The organism is Cytobacillus pseudoceanisediminis, from assembly GCF_023516215.1.
In the GTDB taxonomy this organism is placed as follows: domain Bacteria; phylum Bacillota; class Bacilli; order Bacillales; family Cytobacillaceae; genus Cytobacillus; species Cytobacillus pseudoceanisediminis.
In genome coordinates this window covers 297,705-319,493 of sequence record NZ_CP097350.1, presented here as the reverse complement: position 1 = coordinate 319,493, position 21,789 = coordinate 297,705, and the positions used below count along the sequence as shown (strand labels likewise).

The following is a 21,789-nucleotide window of genomic DNA, read 5'->3' as shown; positions in this document are numbered from 1 at the left end:
AAAGATTTAGCAACGATTTAGTCAGTTGTTAGGATACTAATATGAAAACGACATGCTTCCAAATACACCTGTAATCCATGAAGTGGCTGGTCCTGATAACGTGTATCTTCCAGAAAAGACGTAGCCTGCAGGACTTACAAAAACAGGTGCTGAAGCTAAAATGTATTTTCCAGGACCATTTGGCCTTTCACCAGAATTAAAATAGTTATAGTAAGTAGTTAATGTCATAAGGCAACCGGAACATTGATACAAATTCCCAATCCATGTACTTCCATTGGTTAGGGTATGCTTTCCAGTCCCGCGAGCCTTCATTTGATGTTTTGTTCCTGTCTCTGGACAGGGAACGTATAAGACTCCAAAATCCCCATCTTGCTTTTTCTTACTCTTACTAGTATCAGAGAAGCTTTCGTGCGCATGATTGTGATGTTCTATTTCATGGTTATGATTATCTGTATGATTTGTAGAGGCACTAGTTGGAGAAGAAATAGATATTAATAGTAGAAGCGAGAATACCAAACTAATAAACTTTTTCAAATAGAACACTCCCTTTAATTGATTTGCCTTTAGAAAACCAGTATTTTTGATTTCCTTACCCCATAAATTACCAAACACCTCCTGTTCATAAGAAATTCTATCTTTAATAGAAACACCCTTTTTTTGGAAAATAAAATAAGATAAACAACCCATAAACTTATTAATTATGCTTTTCGTAAGGATCTATTGTCATAGCTTAAAAGGCCCTGTTTTTTTTAATAGGTACATATTTTTTATACTTGTGATTCTTCAATAAACATGAATTACTTTTTCTTATCTAAGTAACAAAGCAGATTAGATAATCAAAGAAATTATTATTTTAAAGCTCTCTATATGATAGAATGAGAAACAAATGTAAAATTTAGGGTATTAAATGAGGTGAGTTGATGGGAAATGAACAAAAAAATGGTAAAGGTATACTCCTAACAATTGGGTGGTTATCTGTCATCTTATTAACTTTTAACTTAATGCCGCCTATGCTATTGTTTTTCCCTATATGCATAGGAGTTGTAATAAGGCGAGATTACCAGAGGAGTAAGCAAGGGTCAGCAATGATTTATTTAGGAATTATAGGCGGAATCATTGGTTGGCTTTTAGGATGGTACGTCAGTAATAACTTAATGTAGGTATAGCACTCACGTCACTAAATTATCCAAATTGGAGTGTAATAATTTGAATGATGTAAAACCTTCAATAATAAAAATACTGCGAGCAAAATATGCAGCATTAATTATTGCATTGGCTTGTTTATATAGTGTAGTTGTAAGTTGGGAAGAGAATTGGTTTTTTACTGTTTTTTTGGGATTAGGAGTTTTAGTATGTGGTTTGATGAGTTATTTCGATATAAAAAGACATTGAAGGAAAGTCATTAAGGAGCATTCTTTTAATGTAAAGGGCACAAGCGGGGGTAGTTAGCACAAGAGGGAATTGAAAATGGTGACAATTTGCTTAAAAAAAGCATTAGATATCCGTTAATATTTTTTGTAGTATCAATTGTTTGTCAGTTTATTGTTAATAAAGAGGTTAAGTGGGTTGATAATATAGGGATATCTTTTATGATGTTCTTATTTATTCTTTTATATAATTGGTCAAGTAAACCTTATAAATGGAAGAAAGACAGAAGTAAATGAATACTATTATATCAATTTTTACTAACACTGGAAGTGATCGTGAAAGGATAAACGCTTTTATTCTCGAATTCCTTATTAAGCTAAAGGGTAGTTTAGCTTAATAAGGAATAATAAGCATTAAGAAACAAATAAAAATATTATGAGGTATCGGTAGTGACTAATACTGAAAAAATACAAAAACTCTTAAAAAGTACAAGTGATATTTATTGTGATGATTGCCTGTCTGAGGTTTTAAATATTCAACCAAGGCAGCAGGTTAATCAGATTTGTAATAAATTTAAGAAACAAGGCGAAATCAAAAGAGAAGTTAAGCAATGTAGTTATTGTTCTAAGGATAAATTGGTCAACTTTATATAGTTTTGGTTATCACTTTCTTATTGAACAAATGGGGCAGTAGAGTTTAAAAAGGGGGATTATTAAGTTTGGCTAAATTGGCAATAATTGCGTTACTTACTTTTGCTCTTATTGCAGTAGTTAAGCTTTGTTTGAGAAAGACACTTAATATCGAGAAAGAGAAAAAGGAATTTTTTTCTTATAACCACATAAACAAAATACATCGAAAAATTGATTGGAGTTTAAGAATTTCTTCTATTATTACCAATTTAATTTTCCTTTATTTAGTGCTTTTCCAAAGCTTTTCTATTGAACTTTGGGTATTTGCATTAGTCATTTTTGTTGTATTAGATTATGGGATAAGGGCATTTTTTGAGTGGAAGTATTCACAGAACCCCAAACAATCTATTCTGACTATTAGTGAAATGTTTTTATTGGTAATTTTCATAGTAATAGTCTTTCAATTAGATTTACTTGGTATATTAGCATAAAAATTCTAGTTTTTTTATATTCTAAACGGGTGCAAGAGTTGAAGATCTAATGAGATCGGCAGCTCTTTTTTTATTCGACTAACGGGGCAGCTATGAAAATCTAAGAAATCAGGAGTAATCGGGTGTGTACGTTTCTTTTATTGAGGGAGGTTAGTTAAAGAAGCAGTTTCAAAAGTACAGGCATCCCTTTTATTATTATAAAACACAATACAAACAGTTAATGTCAAACTGATCTGTTCATAAACTAAGAGTCCAAAAGTAAACAGGTATGCTTCCATAGGCAGAAATTTTGTTACCTAAATAATCAGAATAAAAAAGCTATGGAGGAGGTACAAGGTGAGTATAAAAAATGATATTTTAAAAGATATTATGAAGGTCAGGTAGGATGCACTTGTATTTTAATAACAATAAAAAAGCCTTCTTTCTATATAAGAGAAAAGAAGGCTCTTAATTACAGTATACCTTCATTATAACTTTCCAGGCTGTGATTGGCAGCTCTAAAAACGCAATTTAAAAAGGTCCCCAATTCATCCATACGCCGATTACAAGGAAAATTGATCCCAGGATGATCCAAATCATAAGTAATGGAAAAATGAACCGAATCCATTTTATCCACGATACACCTGCAATTGCTAAATTTGCCATCAATATCCCAGATGTAGGTGTTATTACATTAGTAAAGCCATCTCCCATTTTGTATGCTTGTACTGCAACTTGTCTGGGAATTTCCATAATATCTGCCAATGGTGTCATAATTGGCATAACTATAACGGCCTGGCCACTTCCGGAAGAAACTAAGATATTAAATAATAAGTTGGCAATAAACATTACCAACGCACCCATAACACTAGTAAAAGGTGTCATCAGATTTGCCATACCCTGAACAATTGTATCTAAAATCTTCCCATCTTCTAACACCACTACAATGGAACGAGCCATTCCAATAATCATTGCTCCATACACTAATCCCTTAGCACCCTTAAAGAATTCTACAATAAGTTTGTTTGGTGATATCTTTGAAATGATCGCAGTTCCCACTGCAATTATTAGAAATATTGCAGCCATCTCATTTAAAGACCAATTGTATTGAAAAACCCCAAATACATAGATTCCGATTCCGATTACAAGCCAGAACAACACAAGTTTATGTACACCAGTGAGAACAACTTGTTTATTTAACTGATTTTTCTCTTCGATTTTCGGAAAAGGGTATTCCCCAATACACTTTTAGCAGGATCATTTTTTATCTTATTTGCATAATAAGCAATGTAGGCAATGGTTGTAATTAGTATTGTGATATAAATGACAATTCGGTACCCGATACCAGAAAACAAAGGCAGCTGGGCAATTTGCTGTGCAGTACCTGTTGTTAGCGGGTCAAGGAAAGCGGTATTAAATCCTGCGTATGCTCCAAGATATATAATTGATACACCCACCATAGCATCCAACTTCATTGAACGTGCCAGAATGATACCTATAGGTATAAATGCTATTACCGCATTAACGATAATCCCTAGTGCTCCAAAAATTGAAAAGAGAATACACACAACTGTTATCAAAAGTAATTCTTTATTTTTAGTTTTTTCTATCGTTTTTAAAATCATTGCATCAATTGCACCAGTTGATTCGATAACTGCAAACGATCCTCCAATGATTAATACTAGGAAAATCAAAGGAGCGGAACTAATCATCCCTTCTTGAATGGCAAGAAATATGTCTAGAAGACTTGCAGGTGAGGAAGCTATCTGTTGATAGCTATCTGGTACTACCATTGTTATACCTTCTATTTCTTCTCTAGAGAACTCACCAGCTGGTATAAGATAAGTCAAAACCGCCATAAGGGCTAAAATACCAAATAAAATAACATAGGCATCAGGTATACCCCATTTTAACCCTTTCTTTTCTTTTGCTTTCTCCATTGTAAACACCTCCGTTTGAATTTTCTTAATATTCATTGACTTTTATTATAATAAAGCATAAACTTTATTTTAACAACAATAAATTAAATACTTTATTTTGGAGTTGAAACATGTCTTATATTGAAAAAACAAACAAACACTATAATTCCTTAACTAAAGGATTAAAAAAGTAGCTGAATCATTACTCTCCAATCCAGTTTTATTTGCCACTCACCCAGCTAAAAAAGTAGCTTCTTTAATTGATGTAAGCGAGACAATGGTTATCCGCTTTTGTAAAGCTATAGGCTACATTGGCTTTGCAGAATTACAAAAAGATGTCCAATACAGATTGTTAACGATTCAGCCGCCAGGTAAAGAGGTTTCTCCCGATACATCTGATTCGTTTGAAAATGTAATGAGTATTGATGAAAGCATTATCCATCAGGTTGCAAAAAATATTGAATGGGATATTGCTAGAAATATTGTTGATCAGATTGTTGGTTCTCGTTCAGTAAAAATAGTGGGGTATTACCAATCTTTTGCTTATGCACATTGGTTTTCATACGTTCTAAATAGTCTTTTGGATAACACCACTTTATATCGCCCTGAAACTGATGTTGGTATCACTAAAGATGGTAATGAACATACGGTCTTAATTTTTTCCTATTATCGATATGCTTTGGAATCAATTAGATTAGCAAAAGAGGCAAAATCAAATGGGAATAATATTATCGTCATTACGGATTCACAGATCTCACCAATTGTGGAATATGGAGATCTTGTTTTAACTATAAACACATCACAAAAGTCCCTATTGGAAAAAGGGCCTGTAACCTTTTCTGTTTTAAACGCACTTCTGCTCCATATAGCCCAAAAGGTAGGAAAGCTCGATTTTGTGAATCCCACTAATCGATACTATATTCAATGAAAGGTGATAACAATGGTAGCTTATCTAAAAGAGAAGATCGATGAAACATTTGATTATTTACACTCACACCCAGAACTAAGCTGGAAAGAAACTAATACGACAGAATATATTAAAAAGCGTTTGGAACAGGCAGGATGTTCAGTCAAAACGTTTGAGGATTGTACAGGAGTAATAGGGGATTATGGAGATTTCTCAGGAGATGTGCCAATTGTTGCAATTCGTGCAGACATGGATGCACTCTGGCAAGTGGTCAACGGTGAATTACAGGCTAATCATTCATGCGGACATGATGCCCATATGACTATGGTTTTGGGCGTTCTCTGGAAAATACAAGAGCTAGAGGGTCTTAAAGACAAGGTCGGTGTAAGGTTTATTTTCCAGCCTGCAGAAGAAGTTGGTGCAGGAGCACTAAAACTAGTAGATAAAGGAATCGTTGATAATGTCGACTTTCTATATGGGATTCATCTAAGACCAGTCCAAGAAACACCAGATGGCTATGTTACTCCCGCTATTATGCATGGTGCCACAGGTTCTATGGAATTTGAAATCAGAGGAGATGATGCACATGGTGCTCGTCCTCACTTAACTCATAATGCAATTGAAATTGGAAACTCTATTCTAAATTCCTTTAATACAATTCACCTAGATCCAAATGTGGCTCACACAATAAAAGCTACTCGATTCATTTCAGGAGGAAAAAATACGAATATCATACCTGGCAGTGCTTCTTTGGCTATTGATTTACGCTCGCAGACAAATGAAATTATGGAAAAATTAAGACAGAGAGTGCTCGAAATTTTACAATCCTCCAGTGAACTTTTTAATACAGATATCGTTTTGACGAATGATTATGGAATTGCGGCAGCTGAAGTCAGCAATGAGGCATTAGAAATGGCTGAGCAAGCAATTGTTAATTGTTTAGGTAAAGAAAAGTTGGCGGCCCCCTGATTACACCTGGTGGAGATGATTTTCATTTTTATACGATTAAAAAGCCACATTTAAAAGCAACTATGGTTGGGCTAGGATGCGACCTAAAACCTGGCCTACACCATCCGAATATGACTTTTAATAGAGATTCCTTACTCAATGGAATAAATATTTTATCTGAAATTATCATTCTACATAGTAAAAAGGGGTGTTGATATGAAAGGAATTTATATAAAAGAGGTGGTACTGCATCATACTAGGGTATCTTTGAAAGCCCCTTTTACTACAAGTTTTGGCACTATCCAAACTAAGGATGTTTGTATCGTTGAAGCAATTGACGAATCTGGTATCTCAGGCTGGGGAGAAACGGTTACCAGCAATGAACCATATTATAATGAGGAAACAACTTATACCGCAGTTTATATGTTAAAAGATTTCCTTATTCCTAAAGTTATTCAAAAAAATCTCCCATCCTAAAGAAGTCCATAAAATGCTCTCTTTTGTACGCAGAAACCAAATAGCAAAAGCTGCCCTTGAAACGGCCATGTGGGATGTTTTTGCTAAAAAAAATGGAAGTTCATTATCAGAGGTTCTTGGAGGAGAAAAGAAAAAGATAGCTGTTGGAAAAAGCATTGGTATTCAAGAAACACCTGACCAATTAGTTGAAAAGGTAGGGATGTATGTTAAGGAAGGATTTAAAAAATAAAAGTAAAAATTGCCCCAGGAGCTGACATTGAATATATTGATGCTGTTCGCAAGAAATATCCCGATGTCCCCCTTATGGCTGATGCTAATTCCGCTTATACCTTAGAGCATATTGAACACCTCAAAAAGTTGGACAAATATAACCTCATGATGATTGAACAGCCTTTGGCCCATGATGATATTATTGATCATGCTATTTTGCAGAAAAACATCTCTACACCAATCTGCCTTGATGAAAGTATTCATAGTTTTGAAGATGCACGAAAGGCAATTGAACTTGGCAGCTGCAAGATCATAAATATTAAAATCGGCCGTGTTGGAGGGCTCCAAGAATCTATTAGAATCCATGATTTATGTGAAGAGCATAATATCCCTGTATGGTGCGGAGGAATGCTAGAAACTGGAATAGCAAGAGCACATAATATTCATATGACAGCACTATCTAATTTCACAATGCCTGGTGATACAGCCCCTTCTTCTCATTATTGGGAAGATGATATAGTAAAGCCCGAAATCACAATGGAAAATGGATACATCCAGGTTCCAGAAGGATTGGGAATAGGTTATGAGATTGATCGAGGGAAATTGAAGAGAATATTGACTCATTCTGAAAGAATCTATTCAACTGAATCTACTCATCCAACCCTAGGATAGTTTAAACAAAGATATTTTTTAGAGGAGCAATTCTTATATAGCCAGGTGTTACAAGGGTATAACATCCTTCATAAAATTAGAAGAATTGATTAAACCAACCTTTATTAATACAATAAGGTGCCTATGTTCAATATCAGCTGCCTAATCAGGTGGCTTTTTCTTTTTTAACAAACGGGGCAGTTTAGTGACATAAAAAATATAGAAACCATCTGTGTAATCCACCGTATAACTTAATAGAAAGTTAAGATTGACTTTGATTGATTAGTTAACATCCTTATAGAAGTAAAAGGAGAGATAATAATGTTGGGAACTATAGTTGGTATTTTAATCGTTTTGGCATTAATAGCTGTATCTTTATCGATTGGTGTTTGGGGGATAATGGGAGTAATTAAACTTATTAAAAAAATAATTAAGCTATGCAGGTTAATGCAGCTAAACTAACCTTATCTTCAGGCTCAGCTAACAAAGCCAGGCAGCTTAACAAATTAGGTGGCGTATATTCCGAATAGGGTTGACGCTTTTTTTAGTATTCTTTATTGAACAAACGGGCAGCGTTATTGAACAGCGAAATGGGCTTAAAATATTTCTACAGCAAAAGTTGTAGGGGATTTCAGTCTATACCTGGAGGTAATAAATTGGTAGGAATGTAAAATTGAATGTAAGGAGGTTATATAAATGATTAAAGGGATTTATGAAGCTCATTTACCTGTCAAAGATTTAGATAGATCTATTGAATTTTATCGTGAGTTACAGTTAAAGCTAGCTTGGCGTAGTTCGAAAACCGCATTTTTCTGAATAGTTGAAGGGGAAAGTTGGCTAGGGTTATGGGAAGGGAAAGAGTTTAAAACCCCGTCCCACCCATCATTAAGGCATTTAGCCTTTACTATCTCTTATGAGGATATGAAAAGTTCCTTAGAATGGTTAAAAAGTAAAGGGATTTCAGCTGTTCCATTTGGAAGTAGAACATCTGTAGAACCTTTTGTTAGACCTTATCAGGGAAATGCTTCTGTGTATTTTGAAGACCCTGATGGAAATAGTTTAGAATTGATGTGTTACGTTGAAGTACCTGAACATTTAAGAGAGAATGAAAAGGTATCTTTAGAAGAATGGGAAGAACTCCACATAAAGAAATAGCAGAAATTATTTCTTGCATCTTCTAATAAAGGTGATTATGATAGCTGCCATCCCAGATGGCTTTTTTTATTGAATTAAAGGGGCGGTGCCTTGAAGAAGGTGAAAGAAAAAAGTAGCGAATTAATTAAGTATTCTATTAATGTGAGGTCAGGATATGTTACCACCAAAACATATTGTTTCAGCAGCAACTATCGTACTTAATGAGCAAAAAGAGGTTTTATTAATTAAAGGTCCTCGCAGAGGATGGGAAATGCCTGGGGGACAGGTTGAAGAAGGAGAATCATTAAAGGACGCTGCAATCAGGGAAACAAAAGAAGAAACTGGTATAGATATTGAAGTTTTAAAATTTTGTGGAGTATATCAAAATGTAAGTGATTCTATATGTAACACATTGTTTTTGGGAAAACCAATCGGAGGAGAACTGAGAACATCTCCAGAGAGCTTAGAGGTAGGTTTCTTTCCAGTTAAAAAAGCCTTGGAAATGGTCACTTGGAAAAATTTCAGGCAAAGAATTGAGTTTTGTTTAAACGAAAAACTTCATCCTTTTTATATCGAATTTTGATTTAAGATACATTGAGCTAAATAAACGGGTGCATTAATTGATATACGGCTGCCAAATTGGGTGGCCTTTTTATTATACAAAAGGGGCAGTTTTATTTAATAGCTCCATATCTGAAACCCTTCCTTGACTATCCTTGATAGGAGGGGTTTTTACGTTTATTAAATATATATTCTAAAAATATTGAATACTTTGTTCGATAACTATAGAATATTAGGTGTACGGACGAATTAATAAGTGAAAACGAGGTGTTATATTTGGAGGTTCTTAATCTTACTAGCAGGAAAAGAGAAACTTATAGAATTCAGCTTGATTACTCAGTGTTGTGGGAATGTGCTTTGGGGATAGCAGCAATAACAAATACACCACTTATTAAGACATTAGAAAAACCGCTAGATTATTGGAACGAAATAAAAGGTTCTTTATCAACGGAATTACTGGAACATTTAGAATATGTAGAGAGGAATAATACGTGGAAAGCAATACTTCAATTACTACACAAGGAGAAGTTTTCTAATATTTCGCAGTTCACTTCTTACATAAAGGTTATTCCTAATAATGAATTGAAATTTATTTGTTTACCCTTTATAGGAATGGAATTTCAGGAAATTAGAAAGAAAGCGGCCGTAGGTGATGAGGCAGGAATCAATGAAATGAAAATGTTAACAAGCGATAATCCCTTTTTTCCTCAATATATTGAATTCATAAGTCATTCAAATGTTGATGATCTAAAAAAACACCTAATTGGCGTGATGACAGGATGGTATGACATTGTTATACAAAAAGATATAGAGAATCTTAATGCAATTTTACGAACTGATTATGAGACAAAAAAGAAATGCTTAAGAAAATGACTCCTGAAGAACTAGTTGAATGGTCAACTGGAGGAGTAACTTATTTACCGGAACCAAGTGTAAATAATGTTCTTTTAATCCCACAATATATTTATCGACCTTGGAATATAGAAGCAGATATAGAGGGGACAAAAGTATTTTATTATCCAATAGCTAATGAAAGTATCTCTCCATATGATAGATACACTCCAAACAACTTTCTTGTACTTAAACATAAGGCATTGGGCGATGAGGTGCGATTGCGTATTGTCAAATTATTGTACGAAGAAGACAAAACTTTACAAGAAATTACGAACCAATTAAACCTTGGTAAATCTACGATTCACCACCACCTTAAGATACTTAGGGCAGCTAAACTAGTCGAAATAAGCGATTTAAAGTATTCACTTAAAAAGAAATCTGTTGAATCTTTAGCTAAAGAATTAATCCTTTATTTGAATAAGTGACCAAAATATAAAGGGGTGATGGTGTGAGCAGTGGTATTTGGAAGAATCGCTCATTTGTTTTTGTTTGGCTTGGTAATGGTGTCTCTGAATTAGGAGGTGCTTTTGGTACTTTTTGTAATTCGATCCTTATATATCAGTTAACGAATTCAACAATGGCATTAGGAAGTATGTGGTTGCTATATTTCTTACCGTCTCTCATTTTACAATTATTCATTGGTCCGTTTGTTGATCGATGGAGTAGAAAGTGGATTATGATATTTTCTCAATGGGCTAGAGGACTAATATTCCTAATTCCACTTGTTGCCTTATTAATGGGAAACCTCGAAACGTGGCATATATATGCAGTTCAAATAATAGTAGGTTTAATTACTCCTATTTATACACCAGCTAATCAAGCAATTACACCAACTATAGTATGTAAAGAGCAATTAAGTACTGCAAATGCTTATATTGATGGAACGGTCAGATTAGTGACATTCCTTGCTCCAATATTAGGTGGCTTCGTTGTAGAGTACATAGGTGTTATTCCGACATTAATTTTTGTTAGTGTCGTACTTATTACAAGTGGAACATTATTGTTATTAATAAAAGAGACGAAAGTAACAACCGATGTACGGAAGATTTGGATAGAACAATTTATAGAAGGTATATCCTATTTCTTCAAACACCCTATTATTGTTTGGTTGGGAGTTTTCTTGGCATTTGTACAGTTTGGGGTAGGGGTAACAATGGTAATCACTCTACCATATATAACTGAGGAATTATCGGGGAGTTACTCCGAATATGGATATTTTATGGCAGGCTTTCCTTTAGGTTACGTAGTAGGTTCAATATTGGTTGGGAAAGTGACTTATAAAAGTCGTAGGGTGGTAATGTTAGGAGCATTAGTTGTAGGTGGTCTAACATTTATCTCTTTAAGTATTAATCATAGTATCATTTTGGCTATTCTCACTGAGATTATCGCTGGGGCTGCTATGGCATTTTTTAGTGTGCAAAATATAACAATAATTCAACAAACTGTCCCAAATAACTTAATGGGGAAGGTTTCATCAGTACGACTCTTCATTATTAGAGGAGCTATGCCATTAGGTGTATTTGTTGGTAGTTTTTTTGCTGAAATCTGGGGGATTCGTACATTATACTTAATGATTGGTTCAATCATTTGTGCGACGGCTTTATTAGGTATATTTCTACCATACTTTAAGTTTATTGATTCAAATATAGATGAAAATATGGCTTCCTAATTTCGAATGGTAAAATGTAGCTGCATTAAATGCAGCCCTTTTTAGAGTTGACTAAAAGTGCAGTACTCCTGTAATAGGCTGCAACAATTCCCTCTAGAGAGCTGTTAAATGGTTAATGTCAAACCGTTCCCATTCATAAACTAGGGTAAAGAGGTAAAAAGTTTTGCTTCCATCGGCAGCTTTTTGTAATCCTAAATAATCAGAAATTCTATGAAGGTGCAAGGAGAGGTAGAAAAATGGATATTTCAAAAGATGTAAGAACATCGGGTGCCTATGTTTTGTATAAAGGGTTATTTATATTTCAGGTAGGTCCAACAAAAGATGGAGATAAACTTGGGGTGGTTAGATTAGGAGGACACAGAAAAGGTAATGAAACAGCATTAGCCACGGCAAAGCGGGAAGCTTTCGAAGAGGCTAAGTTAAACATCATTCCTTTAAATCCTAAGAAAACATTTTATCTTAAAGAATGGAATGACGAGCCAGCTAGAGTAAAAGTAAATGAACCAATTTCTCCAATACTAATTAAAGGGAGTGAAGAAGCCTCCTATACGGTGATGTATCTTTCATATGCATTAACAAAACCTATTCCTTCTTCAGAGACAAAGGGGTTATTGTTGCTAACTCCAGCAAATATAGATCTTATTTGTAATGATGCCATAACATTAAACGACTATCATAAACTAGATGGAATTTCTCTCCTTCAAACAGACATCGATCACAATTTAGTATTAGAGCCATTTCCTCAATTAATCTTCCTATCAAACTTATTAAAGAAAGAAACAGACCTAATGAATTCCTATATTAAAAATTCTCATTAAATAATGGTTGCTGCCGGTTAACACAGAGTTCTACTGATGCTCATCTTCTTATTCGACTATAGGGGCAGGTTAGTCAATAAAGGTTTCTAACCATTTGTAAATATGCGGTAAAATAAAAGTGATTGAGGAAGTATTTGGAAGGAGGTAATTCTTTGTTTTTATATCATATGGTAATTCACAATAATAACGGGGAAAATATTAGTCCCCAAAGGGTTTTAAAGGAAGGGTTAAATCATAAAACAGCAACAGGATGGTATTCAAGAGGTGCTAATTTCTTTCCACAACTAACAGAGCGTTTCAGACCCGTAAATCTTCCCAAATGGATTGATTTTAAAGTTGCTTTTGGTGCAGATTTGGAACCATTTGAAATACCTTACTTTCGTTTTCCTGTTTCTAGTGATAAAATTCTAGTTTTTAACTTCGATATTTCAAGTGATTTATTTGCTCATATTGAAGCTATCCCTGGCGGAGGGAAAGAGTACCTTGTTGAAGGATTACCTTCAAAGGAGGAATTAATGAAAGAGTATTGGGAAAGTATGACTAATCTGGCAGATTATCTGAAGTACAAGCCTTTTAATAATCCTGAAGTTTATATTTTTGAACCTGTCCCACCAAATTTGATCGTGTATATACGTTAAATTCTTTTAAGGAACGGAAAATAGGAAGTACCTTCCTGAGAAAGTTTTTTACTTTGATGTTCACTAAATCCCTTTTATTTTACCGCTATTTATTAGGCGGTTTTTTTGAGTTTATGAAGCAAGAAGTAAACTTTGTGAAAAAATGCACTTAAACTATAGGGTACTTTATTAAGAGGGGTTGGAATTTTATAACAGTGAAAACTCGCCAATTTTAGGGCGAGTTTTTTTTTATGTCGTTTGAAATGTCAAAAGGACTGTCATTTCGGTGCTTTTTTTAAAATAGCACCTCAAATCGGAATCCTTTAATAATTTTACAACAGCGTTTTTGACTGTGATTTTCACTGTGAAATTTTTTCATTGTGCTATCGGGGCTGGTTAGTGGAGCAAGACTTTGCAGGAGAATAAGGGGTTTTAATTGAATATTATTAAAACCTGGAGGTGCTGTGGTGCAGAGTTTTGTATATCATATGGTTCCAAGAGAGATAAAGGGAGACAGATTAATTCCTCTGAATTCATTAAAGGAAGCTCATCCTAATTTGTATAACGAGTATTCAAAGAAGTATTTCGACCAACCGGAGAGAACAGAATTACTGACTAGACAGATTCCAAAACTTAATTGTTTATGGAATGATGTTCTTCATTTTTTACCTCTACATCCCTATTACGTCTATGAAGCATTAACCAGTTTAGGTATAAAAACTAAAGAGAATCAGCTCTTTTTCAAAATCCCCATTGAGAAACTCAAAAATAATAAGAATGCTTATTACTTTTATACAAAAGAAAAATACAGAGGTCCAGCTGAAGATATAGAAGAGGACGAAATTAAGCTATTGGATATTGAGGATTATAAAGAAATTAAAGGAATACCAAGAGAAACATTTGAATATTACAAAATTCAAAATGAAAGAGGTAACAGGTATGGTTTGTTCCCTTTCATTCCTCATTTATTTAGTAATGGTGAAGTTGAGATAAGAAATGTAGGACTAATAACTTGGAACCGACTTGAATAAGTTTGGAGCTGCCATTAAAGGCAGCTTTTCTTATTGAACTGAGGGGCAGTTTAATTCAATAAGTATATTTAAAGAGTGGCTTAACTTAGAAGGAGTTGAGCTCTTTTTTGTTGAATTCAGATGTAATAAAATTGAACTTTTTTATTAATGCCGTAAGGATGTGTGATATGTCTAGCTATAGAGTTAGAGAAGCATACGATAAACTTGCAAGTGATTATGAACACAATGTTGACACTAAGAATGCATTTAACATATTTTATGAAAGACCGGCAATGTTAAACATTCTCCCATCAAATATGAAAAACCTCAAGGTACTTGATGCAGGATGTGCAGCAGGCTGGTATACAGATAAGTTATTAAAGCTTGGTGCAGAAGTCACTGCAACTGATATCAGTTCTGAAATGGTAGCAGCTACTAAAAGGCGTGTTGGTAACAAAGCGTCGGTTCTTAATCTAGATCTTGAAAAAGAACTGCCTTTTCAAAATGATTATTTCGATCTCATAATTAGTTCACTAGTAGTGCATTATATTCAAGATTGGAATAGGTTATTTAGTGAATTTCAAAGGGTTCTGAAACCAGGAGGGATACTACAATTTTCAACCCATCACCCATTTATGGATATTAAATTTTCTAAAGATAAGGAGTACTTTTGTACCGAGCTTATTATTGATCAATGGGAAAGACAAGGTAAGTTGATAGATGTCCCATTTTACCGTCGGCCTTTGAATGAAATATTGAACAAGATTCTTCAGTATTTTTCTATCGAAAACATAATCGAACCTCAACCAACAATAGAATTTAAATCATTAGATCTGGTTAGGTATGAAAGACTTATGAAAAATCCCCATTTTTTAATTATTAAAGCAAAACGATAAAGCTATAGAAGGAATTTACTTAAAGTAAAAGGTGGTTACTTTTAGCTCCAGCTGCCATACCCGGTGGCTTTTTTTATTGAACTAAACCAGCTAATAGTTTGTCAACATTTTTCATTTAAATGGTTTTTTATTGTGTGGTATCCTAAAAGTAAGCATGCTAAATAACCTTCCGTCAGAGCTCTTTTGGAAGGTTTTGAGCTATTTAGGTAGCTTTTCATTTTAAGCTATATCTTGGAAAATTGAATTGCTTTTTAAGAGTGCAAAAATCCAGTGTAACAGCTTATTGGCACAAGCAATGATGGCAACCTTGTATGGTTTGCCTTCACCACGTTTCTTATCGTAAAACTCCCGCAACTTCTTATTGCGTGGGATGATTTCCGGTGTTGTCTTCTTTTTGCGGGAATCACGAATCGCACAACGGACAGCCATATATAACGCGTGCCTAAGCCTGCTTGATCCTCTTTTTGTAATCCGGTTGACTGTTCCTTTAAATCTACCGGACTCAAAGATGCTGGGATCTAACCCGGCAAATGCCACAAGCTTTTTTGGATTGTTAAACCGTTCAATCTCTCCGATTTCAGAAATGATCGTTGCCGCGATCTTTTCTCCGATACCCGGGATGGATTGGATGATTTGATATTCCTCCATTTCTCTTGCCAAGGCATCTATCTCTGCTTCCAACTTCGATAGGTGCTTTTGGTATTCCAGAAGCATCTTTATATTCAGTTCAAGACTTGTGATATGACTTCGATATAGGATTTCCTTAAAAGGATTTCTGGAGGCTGCCTCGATGAGCTTCTTTGCTTGAGTGAATGCCCACTTACTTGAACGGCTTTTACAAAGCTCATCAATCCGGTTGGCCAGGGTGTCTTCTTCAACTCCCAATACTTCTTTGGATGTAGGGAATTCCATTAAGGTTAATAGTGAGACAACCGAATATAAGTCTCCAAATACATCTTCGTATTCAGGGAATACCTGATCAAGCACTGCCTGAAATTGGAGCTTTGTCTGTACATACATACCCGTCATATTTTCGTGTTGCCTCGTAAGATTGCGAAGGTTTAGAAGTTGAATCCCACGTTTTTTATAAGGCTCCAGTTCCTCTTTGTAGTAGAGCTCACACAAATGCCTGGCATCGATGATATCTGTTTTTACCTTCCGCAAGGAAGAACTTTTTGCTCGATAAGAGACAAGTGGGTTAACAATAATAAGCAAGTAGCCTCTTTCTTCAAAATATTGGACGACAGGTGTATGATAATGGCCTGTAGACTCTAAAACAATCGGTGGTTTAATCCCAGTATGATCTTCTATTTCACTAAGAAACTCACTTAATGTTCCCAGACCTTCTAGAGTATGAGGTACTTTAAAGCTTGTTTTATAAGGTTTTTTCTTATCCAAGAAAGCCTGTACCTGGCTTTCGCCTTTGGCCACATCTAGTCCAACAACAGGGTTCATTATTTTATCTCCTCCAAAAAATTATAAATTTGCCGGCAGCCCCTAGACCTTCTTGCAGTTTCATAGCTTCGCTTGTTATACGAGATCACTGTCCCAACCAGCCAAATCATGTTTAAGCAAGTAGGGGGTGAACAGTTTAGCTGACGGGATCATCCTCCCACGGGCAGGTGCGTTCTACCCCGGCTACCGTAATCATAAAACCATATAAAAAATGGTCAACCAGAAAAATCTGGCTGACCTTATAATACGAAGGAGCAGGTTAGTTAAAGAAGAAATGTTTGAGTATTTCCCTAAGTGTTGAAATAATGACATTAATCAAAGGGAGTGTGAATTATGGAAAATTCATTAATTATGAAGACAGATACATCCTTTGCTTTGAACTTTTTGATATACCTACAAAATATTTTTCTCAATCAAAATCGAAATCAAGTGGATTTAAAATTCCCTTATTTATCAACAAAAATGATGTTTAAAGAAGACTTTGAATTAAAATATAAAGAACTGTGGAATGAGATTTCACAAAGAATTTCTGATGATAATAAAATTGATGTAAAAATATTTAATGAAGAAAAGGATTTATTTTATCAAAGGTTATTTGTAATTGATGCAGATACTTTAATGGATTTTAATGAGACTTATAAAACATTCGAAGTGTGGTGGAACAGCTTTGCAGGTCGTTTTTCAATAGAAAGATCTATTGATGAAATGGGGCAAAAGCTATATTGGGATTTGGCAAACTTGCTAGTTCAAAAGAGAATAAAACCACAAAAGGAATTGAACATTAGTTTAATTTATGATGAATGTTTACTAGCCGATGCTCAAGTCTCTTCATATTTTGCTGTTCTGCCGACAAGAGATTTTTTTGCTAAATACAAAGAGTTAGTTTCAAAATTAGAGGTATGTATTTATTAGGCTAACAAGGAGTTAATGGATCGCTGGAGCGATCTTTTTTCTTGTTTAACAAACGGGGCAGGTTTGTTAAGTAAGATATTTCCATGATAATACAAATTTCACTAAAAGAAGTTCTAAAAGCTTGTCCAAAACCCATATTAATTATGTATATAAATATGGGAGGTATTTATGAGACCAGTAACTATAATTATCATTTCATTTCTAATTTTCGTTCTTTGTGTCCCATCTCTAATCGTAATAGCTTTTGGTACTGATGCAACAAATACAAAAATTATATCATCTGAGCTTCCTCAAATTACAAATTCAGATACCTTACCAAAAAACAAACCAGCAAACAATTCAAAAAGCAGCAATAAAGACATTACTGTTTCAGTATTTAGAATGAATAATAAAGAAACTGAAAAAGTGAATTTAGAAGAATATTTAAAAGGAGTATTAGCATCAGAGATGCCCGCAAATTACGAAATGGAGGCATTAAAAGCACAAGCTATTAGTGCAAGAACATATATTATGAAGTTTTTAATGTCTGAAAATAAAGGGGACTTACCGCAAGGGGCTGATATTTCTGATTCCACACTACAACAAGTTTATAAAAATCAAGATGAATTGAAAGAAATGTGGAAGGATGATAATTATGAAAAGAATATAAAAAAAATCACTCGGGCTGTTAAAGAAACTCAAGGATTGGTAATGAGTTACAATGGTGAACTTATTGATGCTTCTTTTTTGCTATAAGCAATGGGTATACGGAGAATTCCGAGGACTATTGGACAACATCACTTCCGTATTTAAGAAGTGTCCCGAGTCCTTGGGACACAAAAGCTCCTGATTTTGTTAAAACGAAAACATTTCCTGTTAAAGAAATCGAATCTAGGCTTGGAGTTAAAATATCAAATGAAATTAATGTTGAAAGAACGTCCAGTGATAGAGTGTCCACAATTATAATTAGTGGAAAGAAACTAACCGGAGCGGAATTTAGGGAAGCTTTAGGTTTGAGATCGACGGATTTTAGTTTAAAACTTAACGGAAGTGATGTCCAAGTAACTACAAGAGGCTATGGACACGGGGTTGGTATGAGCCAGTATGGGGCTAATAGTATGGCAAGTGAGGGGAAGAATTTTAAGGAAATATTAGGATATTATTATAAAGGAATTAAAATTGAGGATATAAAATCGAACCAAGGTTACAATAAGCTGGTCGTAAGAAATGGAAACTAATATCAAACTAAGCTGTCGTTGTGGCAGCTTTTTTATTGAACAAACGGAGAAGGAGGTTAAAGTAAAATAGAGAATAATATAAGATATTCCTTTCCTTTTGTAAGAAAGGAGAATACCTTTAAAAAAGAACAAGGAGTGGTTTGTTGAAAATAAGAACAAATAAACCCTATGTTTACTTCTTCTTCGAGCCAAATATAGTAATTGCACGTGAAATACCAAATAAACCATATAAAAATTTAGAGGAATTTTGCTTGTGTCCTGGGTTTCATTATACATATGAACTTGAAGATAACGAGGATTTTGAATCCTTCAACCATAATAAGAATAAACATTTAGAAGGAAAAGGTTATATAACAGACCAGGAATCAACTTTCAGTATGTTTAAAGTAATGAATGAACACTCATAAGATAAATTAGACCTTATTTAGCTTAAGCCTTAAAAGGTGATTTAGTTATAGAACTAAAGTGAAAAAGCTAAAAAATCTAGGCTGTCATTAGGGCAGCTTTTTCTTGTTCAACAAAAGGGGCAGGTTGGTTGAACATTAAATTGGTTCATTAATTTTGCTTGAAACAAATCGCGAAACAACCTGCTTTCGAGATACGGGTTATTGTCGTTGAGGATAATATTATTTGAAATTGCGAAATCTAACTGTAAAAATTTATGGGAGTGAGCATCATGAAGAAATTGATTGTTCTCTTTACAATTCTATTAATGTGTGCGACAGGTAACTCGGTAAATGCTAAAAAACCTCAAGAATCTAAGGAAATTAAACCTTATGCAGAAGATTGGTATGTCACACCAGAAGACATTATAAGAGATATTGTATTTCCATCTATTGATAAAAGAGTGATGCAAGAGTATCCAGGTAATGATGCTGCTACCTTTGGTTGGCAGTCACAAAGGATTGTTGGTATTGTTTATAACAATAATCATTCTTATGATATTTCCATAAGTATTCACGTTCCTGACGAAAGAAATGCACCTGGCAACTATGCACATGACTTGGTTAAAGTAAGAGTATCTCCATCCTGCGATAGCCCCAAAATTGGATGTAGTCATGGTTTCAAAGTGGAATTATTAGATTATGAGCATTTAAATAAGGAAGAAGTGGAATAGGGTGTTGACTTTATTGGTAGCACTAAACTTATATTCGACCATGTTCAACTTATTAAAATAAAGGCTGCAAAAGGCAGCCTTTTTCTTATTGGACTAACGGGGCAGTTTAGCATTCCTGTAGATCGTTATTTTTGAGCTTTGAAAAAATAGGGCTCCTCAGTAAGATATGAGTAAGACACGACTCTAACTCAAACTTAGGAGGAACCCTTACTATGAAGTTTAAAATGCAGGACAAACAAAATCAACTAATAGAAAGAATTACTGAAAAACATCTTGTGGTTGGTGTGGATATTGCTCAACAATTTCACGTAGCCAGAGCAGTGAATTTCCGTGGGATTGTAGTAGGAGATCCAATCACTTTTCCAAACAACGAAGAGGGATTTTCGTCCCTGTTAATCTGGATTAATAGCATTAAAAGATTACATAAACTTGAGGCTGCCATAGTTGGTATGGAACCTACCGGTCATTATTGGATTAATCTTTCTAAATGGCTGATGAAACAAGATATTGAGGTAGTGACAGTTAACCCTCATTTGGTGAAAAGAAATAAAGAAAACCGTGATAATACCCAATCAAAGAGTGATAAAAAAGACGCTCTTGTAATAGCAGATATGGTGAAGAACGGTTACTATTCCTTTGTAAGAGATACTTCTGAGTCGTTTGAAAAGCTCAGGGTACTTATGTCGAATCGGGATGTCATTGTTAAGAGGCTTGTAAGCTCGATTAATCAATTGAATCGCTGGGTGGATATTGTCTTCCCCGAGCTTAGACAAGTATTTAAAGACATCACTGCTAAAGGGGCCATCGCAACACTTCGGCTTTTCCCATCTCCGATGGAACTGGGTTCCATGAAGCCTGAAGAGATCGTGGCCGGGTGGAAGTTATTGATGAAGCGACAGCCTGGATTAAAGAAAGCCTATTTACTCCTCAATGTAGCCAGGAAATCAGTTGGTACAAGGCAAGCATTAGAAGCTTATAAATTTCATCTTGAACAATTACTCGAAGAGTATGACCTTGCGATTCAACAACTTGAAAGAGTTGAGCTGGCAATCAAGGATGAACTACCTAAAATTCCTTTCGCGAATAAGTTACTTATGATTAAGGGAATTAGTGAAATTTCGTTAGCTGGTATTTTAGGGGAAGCAGGAGATTTAAGTGGTTTTTCACACGGCAACTCTTTACTTCGCCATGCAGGACTCCATCTAGCCGAAGCCAGTTCAGGGAAGTGGAAAGGGCAAATTATCATTTCAAAGCGTGGAAGATCAAGGTTAAGACGTTTCCTCTATTTAGCTACTATGGGTCTGGTAATGAACAACCCGGAATTTAAAGCCCTCCACTCGAATAATGTTAAGCTCAAGAAAATGAAAAAAATGAAATCTATAATGAAGCTGATCGGGAAGTTAGCTAGGATCTTTGTAGGGATAGCGCGAAAAAACGAAGCTTATTGTGCCAAGAAGGTCCAGCCGTTAACTGAGTTGGCAGCGTAGTCCAATTCACTTTTTCTCGAAGAGAATCATTACCCCTTATATTTTTAAAGATCGAGTGTTGGCTTATTCGCAGGATTTCAAATATGTACGGAGTACCAGGTTTGTTCAACAAAAGGGCACTGACCCATCAGGTTAGCATAACTGGCCTCCACCCCTTGGATAGGCATGACGAAGGAATGAGAGGGCAATTGACCCGTTGAGACATGGGAGGGAAAGCCTCCAAGGGCTGGCGTGGAGAAGTACATCATATGGTAGAATTTGGAGTATAATCCTACTCCTCTATTTAACTATGTCTTCATGTAGCCATTTGTCCAGAATCTACTCTTTTCAATTTAGAAATATATATCCATGGAGGATGAAATCCTGCGAATAAGCGAGCATTCGTGAGTAAACCGTATTAAACTGAGGGAGTTGAACAAGGAA

General features: G+C 34.9%; 19 protein-coding genes and 6 pseudogenes. 21 read left to right on the top strand and 4 right to left on the bottom strand.

Features of this window, described 5'->3' with window-relative positions:
- Positions 1–36 precede the first annotated feature (36 nt).
- Entirely contained in the window at positions 37–687 is a 651-nt protein-coding gene (locus M5V91_RS30080) for a hypothetical protein (protein ID WP_284522344.1), read from the bottom strand.
- A gap of 519 nt (positions 688–1,206) precedes the next feature.
- Between M5V91_RS30080 and M5V91_RS30075 the strand changes: the two genes are divergently transcribed.
- From M5V91_RS30075 to M5V91_RS30065, 3 genes are all read left to right on the top strand, one after another.
- Positions 1,207–1,392: a hypothetical protein gene (locus tag M5V91_RS30075; RefSeq protein ID WP_019380273.1), complete on the top strand. Its 186-nt coding sequence runs from the start codon at positions 1,207–1,209 to the stop codon at positions 1,390–1,392.
- Between the two features lie 425 nt (positions 1,393–1,817).
- Positions 1,818–2,021, top strand: coding sequence for a hypothetical protein (locus M5V91_RS30070; RefSeq protein WP_019380272.1), 204 nt, complete (start codon positions 1,818–1,820; stop codon positions 2,019–2,021).
- Positions 2,022–2,086: 65 nt separating this feature from the next.
- Positions 2,087–2,488 carry a DUF4181 domain-containing protein gene (locus tag M5V91_RS30065; RefSeq protein WP_019380271.1) on the top strand — a complete coding sequence of 134 codons (402 nt, stop codon included), beginning with the start codon at positions 2,087–2,089 and terminating at the stop codon, positions 2,486–2,488.
- A 510-nt stretch (positions 2,489–2,998) separates the two neighbouring features.
- On the opposite strand, the gene M5V91_RS30830 is transcribed toward M5V91_RS30065, so the two are convergent.
- Both M5V91_RS30830 and M5V91_RS30825 read right to left on the bottom strand, forming a co-directional pair.
- Entirely contained in the window at positions 2,999–3,628 is a 630-nt protein-coding gene (locus tag M5V91_RS30830; protein WP_369426016.1) for a hypothetical protein, read from the bottom strand.
- 35 nt (positions 3,629–3,663) lie between these two features.
- A complete protein-coding gene (locus M5V91_RS30825) occupies positions 3,664–4,407 on the bottom strand; it encodes a hypothetical protein (protein WP_369426015.1) in 744 nt (247 codons plus the stop codon).
- A gap of 160 nt (positions 4,408–4,567) precedes the next feature.
- On the opposite strand from M5V91_RS30825, the pseudogene M5V91_RS30820 reads away from it, so the two are divergent.
- The 13 genes and pseudogenes from M5V91_RS30820 to M5V91_RS30000 all read left to right on the top strand — a co-directional run.
- Positions 4,568–4,663: pseudogene (locus M5V91_RS30820) on the top strand (MurR/RpiR family transcriptional regulator); the annotation flags it as partial.
- Entirely contained in the window at positions 4,664–5,314 is a 651-nt protein-coding gene (locus M5V91_RS30055) for a MurR/RpiR family transcriptional regulator (RefSeq protein ID WP_284522343.1), read from the top strand.
- A gap of 12 nt (positions 5,315–5,326) precedes the next feature.
- Positions 5,327–6,456, top strand: a pseudogene (locus M5V91_RS30050) (M20 peptidase aminoacylase family protein).
- Between the two features lies 1 nt (position 6,457).
- Positions 6,458–7,600: pseudogene (menC, locus tag M5V91_RS30045) on the top strand (o-succinylbenzoate synthase).
- A 300-nt stretch (positions 7,601–7,900) separates the two neighbouring features.
- Positions 7,901–8,041, top strand: coding sequence for a hypothetical protein (locus M5V91_RS30040; protein WP_284522342.1), 141 nt, complete (start codon positions 7,901–7,903; stop codon positions 8,039–8,041).
- A gap of 234 nt (positions 8,042–8,275) precedes the next feature.
- Positions 8,276–8,734, top strand: a pseudogene (locus tag M5V91_RS30035) (VOC family protein).
- A 154-nt stretch (positions 8,735–8,888) separates the two neighbouring features.
- On the top strand, positions 8,889–9,296 hold the full coding sequence (locus M5V91_RS30030) for an NUDIX hydrolase (protein WP_019380263.1): 408 nt from the start codon (positions 8,889–8,891) through the stop codon (positions 9,294–9,296).
- 254 nt (positions 9,297–9,550) lie between these two features.
- Positions 9,551–10,593: pseudogene (locus M5V91_RS30025) on the top strand (ArsR/SmtB family transcription factor).
- A 23-nt stretch (positions 10,594–10,616) separates the two neighbouring features.
- Positions 10,617–11,837, top strand: a complete 1,221-nt coding sequence (locus tag M5V91_RS30020; protein WP_019380261.1) for an MFS transporter — start codon at positions 10,617–10,619, stop codon at positions 11,835–11,837.
- Between the two features lie 236 nt (positions 11,838–12,073).
- Entirely contained in the window at positions 12,074–12,655 is a 582-nt protein-coding gene (locus M5V91_RS30015; protein ID WP_019380260.1) for an NUDIX hydrolase, read from the top strand.
- A 152-nt stretch (positions 12,656–12,807) separates the two neighbouring features.
- Positions 12,808–13,293: a hypothetical protein gene (locus M5V91_RS30010; RefSeq protein WP_019380259.1), complete on the top strand. Its 486-nt coding sequence runs from the start codon at positions 12,808–12,810 to the stop codon at positions 13,291–13,293.
- Positions 13,294–13,739: 446 nt separating this feature from the next.
- Complete coding sequence (locus M5V91_RS30005; protein WP_019380258.1) at positions 13,740–14,303, top strand: hypothetical protein; 564 nt, start codon at positions 13,740–13,742, stop codon at positions 14,301–14,303.
- A gap of 167 nt (positions 14,304–14,470) precedes the next feature.
- Entirely contained in the window at positions 14,471–15,178 is a 708-nt protein-coding gene (locus tag M5V91_RS30000; protein WP_019380257.1) for a class I SAM-dependent methyltransferase, read from the top strand.
- Between the two features lie 219 nt (positions 15,179–15,397).
- Here M5V91_RS30000 and M5V91_RS29995 read toward each other — a convergent pair whose 3' ends face one another.
- Positions 15,398–16,633: an IS110 family RNA-guided transposase gene (locus M5V91_RS29995; protein WP_252222885.1), complete on the bottom strand. Its 1,236-nt coding sequence runs from the start codon at positions 16,631–16,633 to the stop codon at positions 15,398–15,400.
- A 333-nt stretch (positions 16,634–16,966) separates the two neighbouring features.
- Between M5V91_RS29995 and M5V91_RS29990 the strand changes: the two genes are divergently transcribed.
- The 5 genes and pseudogenes from M5V91_RS29990 to M5V91_RS29965 all read left to right on the top strand — a co-directional run bounded on the left by M5V91_RS29990 (position 16,967) and on the right by M5V91_RS29965 (position 21,366).
- The gene (locus M5V91_RS29990) at positions 16,967–17,545 is read left to right on the top strand and encodes a hypothetical protein (protein WP_019380256.1); all 579 of its coding nucleotides are present in this window, start codon (positions 16,967–16,969) and stop codon (positions 17,543–17,545) included.
- A 168-nt stretch (positions 17,546–17,713) separates the two neighbouring features.
- Positions 17,714–18,762: pseudogene (gene spoIID / locus M5V91_RS30815) on the top strand (stage II sporulation protein D).
- 143 nt (positions 18,763–18,905) lie between these two features.
- Positions 18,906–19,169, top strand: a complete 264-nt coding sequence (locus tag M5V91_RS29975) for a hypothetical protein (RefSeq protein ID WP_019381051.1) — start codon at positions 18,906–18,908, stop codon at positions 19,167–19,169.
- Between the two features lie 269 nt (positions 19,170–19,438).
- Positions 19,439–19,879 carry a hypothetical protein gene (locus tag M5V91_RS29970; RefSeq protein ID WP_019381050.1) on the top strand — a complete coding sequence of 147 codons (441 nt, stop codon included), beginning with the start codon at positions 19,439–19,441 and terminating at the stop codon, positions 19,877–19,879.
- 212 nt (positions 19,880–20,091) lie between these two features.
- On the top strand, positions 20,092–21,366 hold the full coding sequence (locus tag M5V91_RS29965; RefSeq protein ID WP_019381049.1) for an IS110 family RNA-guided transposase: 1,275 nt from the start codon (positions 20,092–20,094) through the stop codon (positions 21,364–21,366).
- The last annotated feature ends 423 nt before the right edge of the window (positions 21,367–21,789 follow it).

Excerpts from the sequence above, each read along its gene's own strand:
- M5V91_RS30080 (WP_284522344.1), bottom strand. The coding sequence starts at position 687 with ATGGGTTGTTTATCTTATTTTATTTTCCAAAAAAAGGGTGTTTCTATT.
- M5V91_RS30825 (WP_369426015.1), bottom strand. The coding sequence starts at position 4,407 with ATGGAGAAAGCAAAAGAAAAGAAAGGGTTAAAATGGGGTATACCTGAT.
- M5V91_RS30055 (WP_284522343.1), top strand. The coding sequence starts at position 4,664 with ATGGTTATCCGCTTTTGTAAAGCTATAGGCTACATTGGCTTTGCAGAA.
- M5V91_RS30040 (WP_284522342.1), top strand. The coding sequence starts at position 7,901 with ATGTTGGGAACTATAGTTGGTATTTTAATCGTTTTGGCATTAATAGCT.
- M5V91_RS30030 (WP_019380263.1), top strand. The coding sequence starts at position 8,889 with ATGTTACCACCAAAACATATTGTTTCAGCAGCAACTATCGTACTTAAT.
- M5V91_RS30015 (WP_019380260.1), top strand. The coding sequence starts at position 12,074 with ATGGATATTTCAAAAGATGTAAGAACATCGGGTGCCTATGTTTTGTAT.
- M5V91_RS30000 (WP_019380257.1), top strand. The coding sequence starts at position 14,471 with ATGTCTAGCTATAGAGTTAGAGAAGCATACGATAAACTTGCAAGTGAT.
- M5V91_RS29995 (WP_252222885.1), bottom strand. The coding sequence starts at position 16,633 with ATGAACCCTGTTGTTGGACTAGATGTGGCCAAAGGCGAAAGCCAGGTA.
- M5V91_RS29990 (WP_019380256.1), top strand. The coding sequence starts at position 16,967 with ATGGAAAATTCATTAATTATGAAGACAGATACATCCTTTGCTTTGAAC.
- M5V91_RS29970 (WP_019381050.1), top strand. The coding sequence starts at position 19,439 with ATGAAGAAATTGATTGTTCTCTTTACAATTCTATTAATGTGTGCGACA.
- M5V91_RS29965 (WP_019381049.1), top strand. The coding sequence starts at position 20,092 with ATGAAGTTTAAAATGCAGGACAAACAAAATCAACTAATAGAAAGAATT.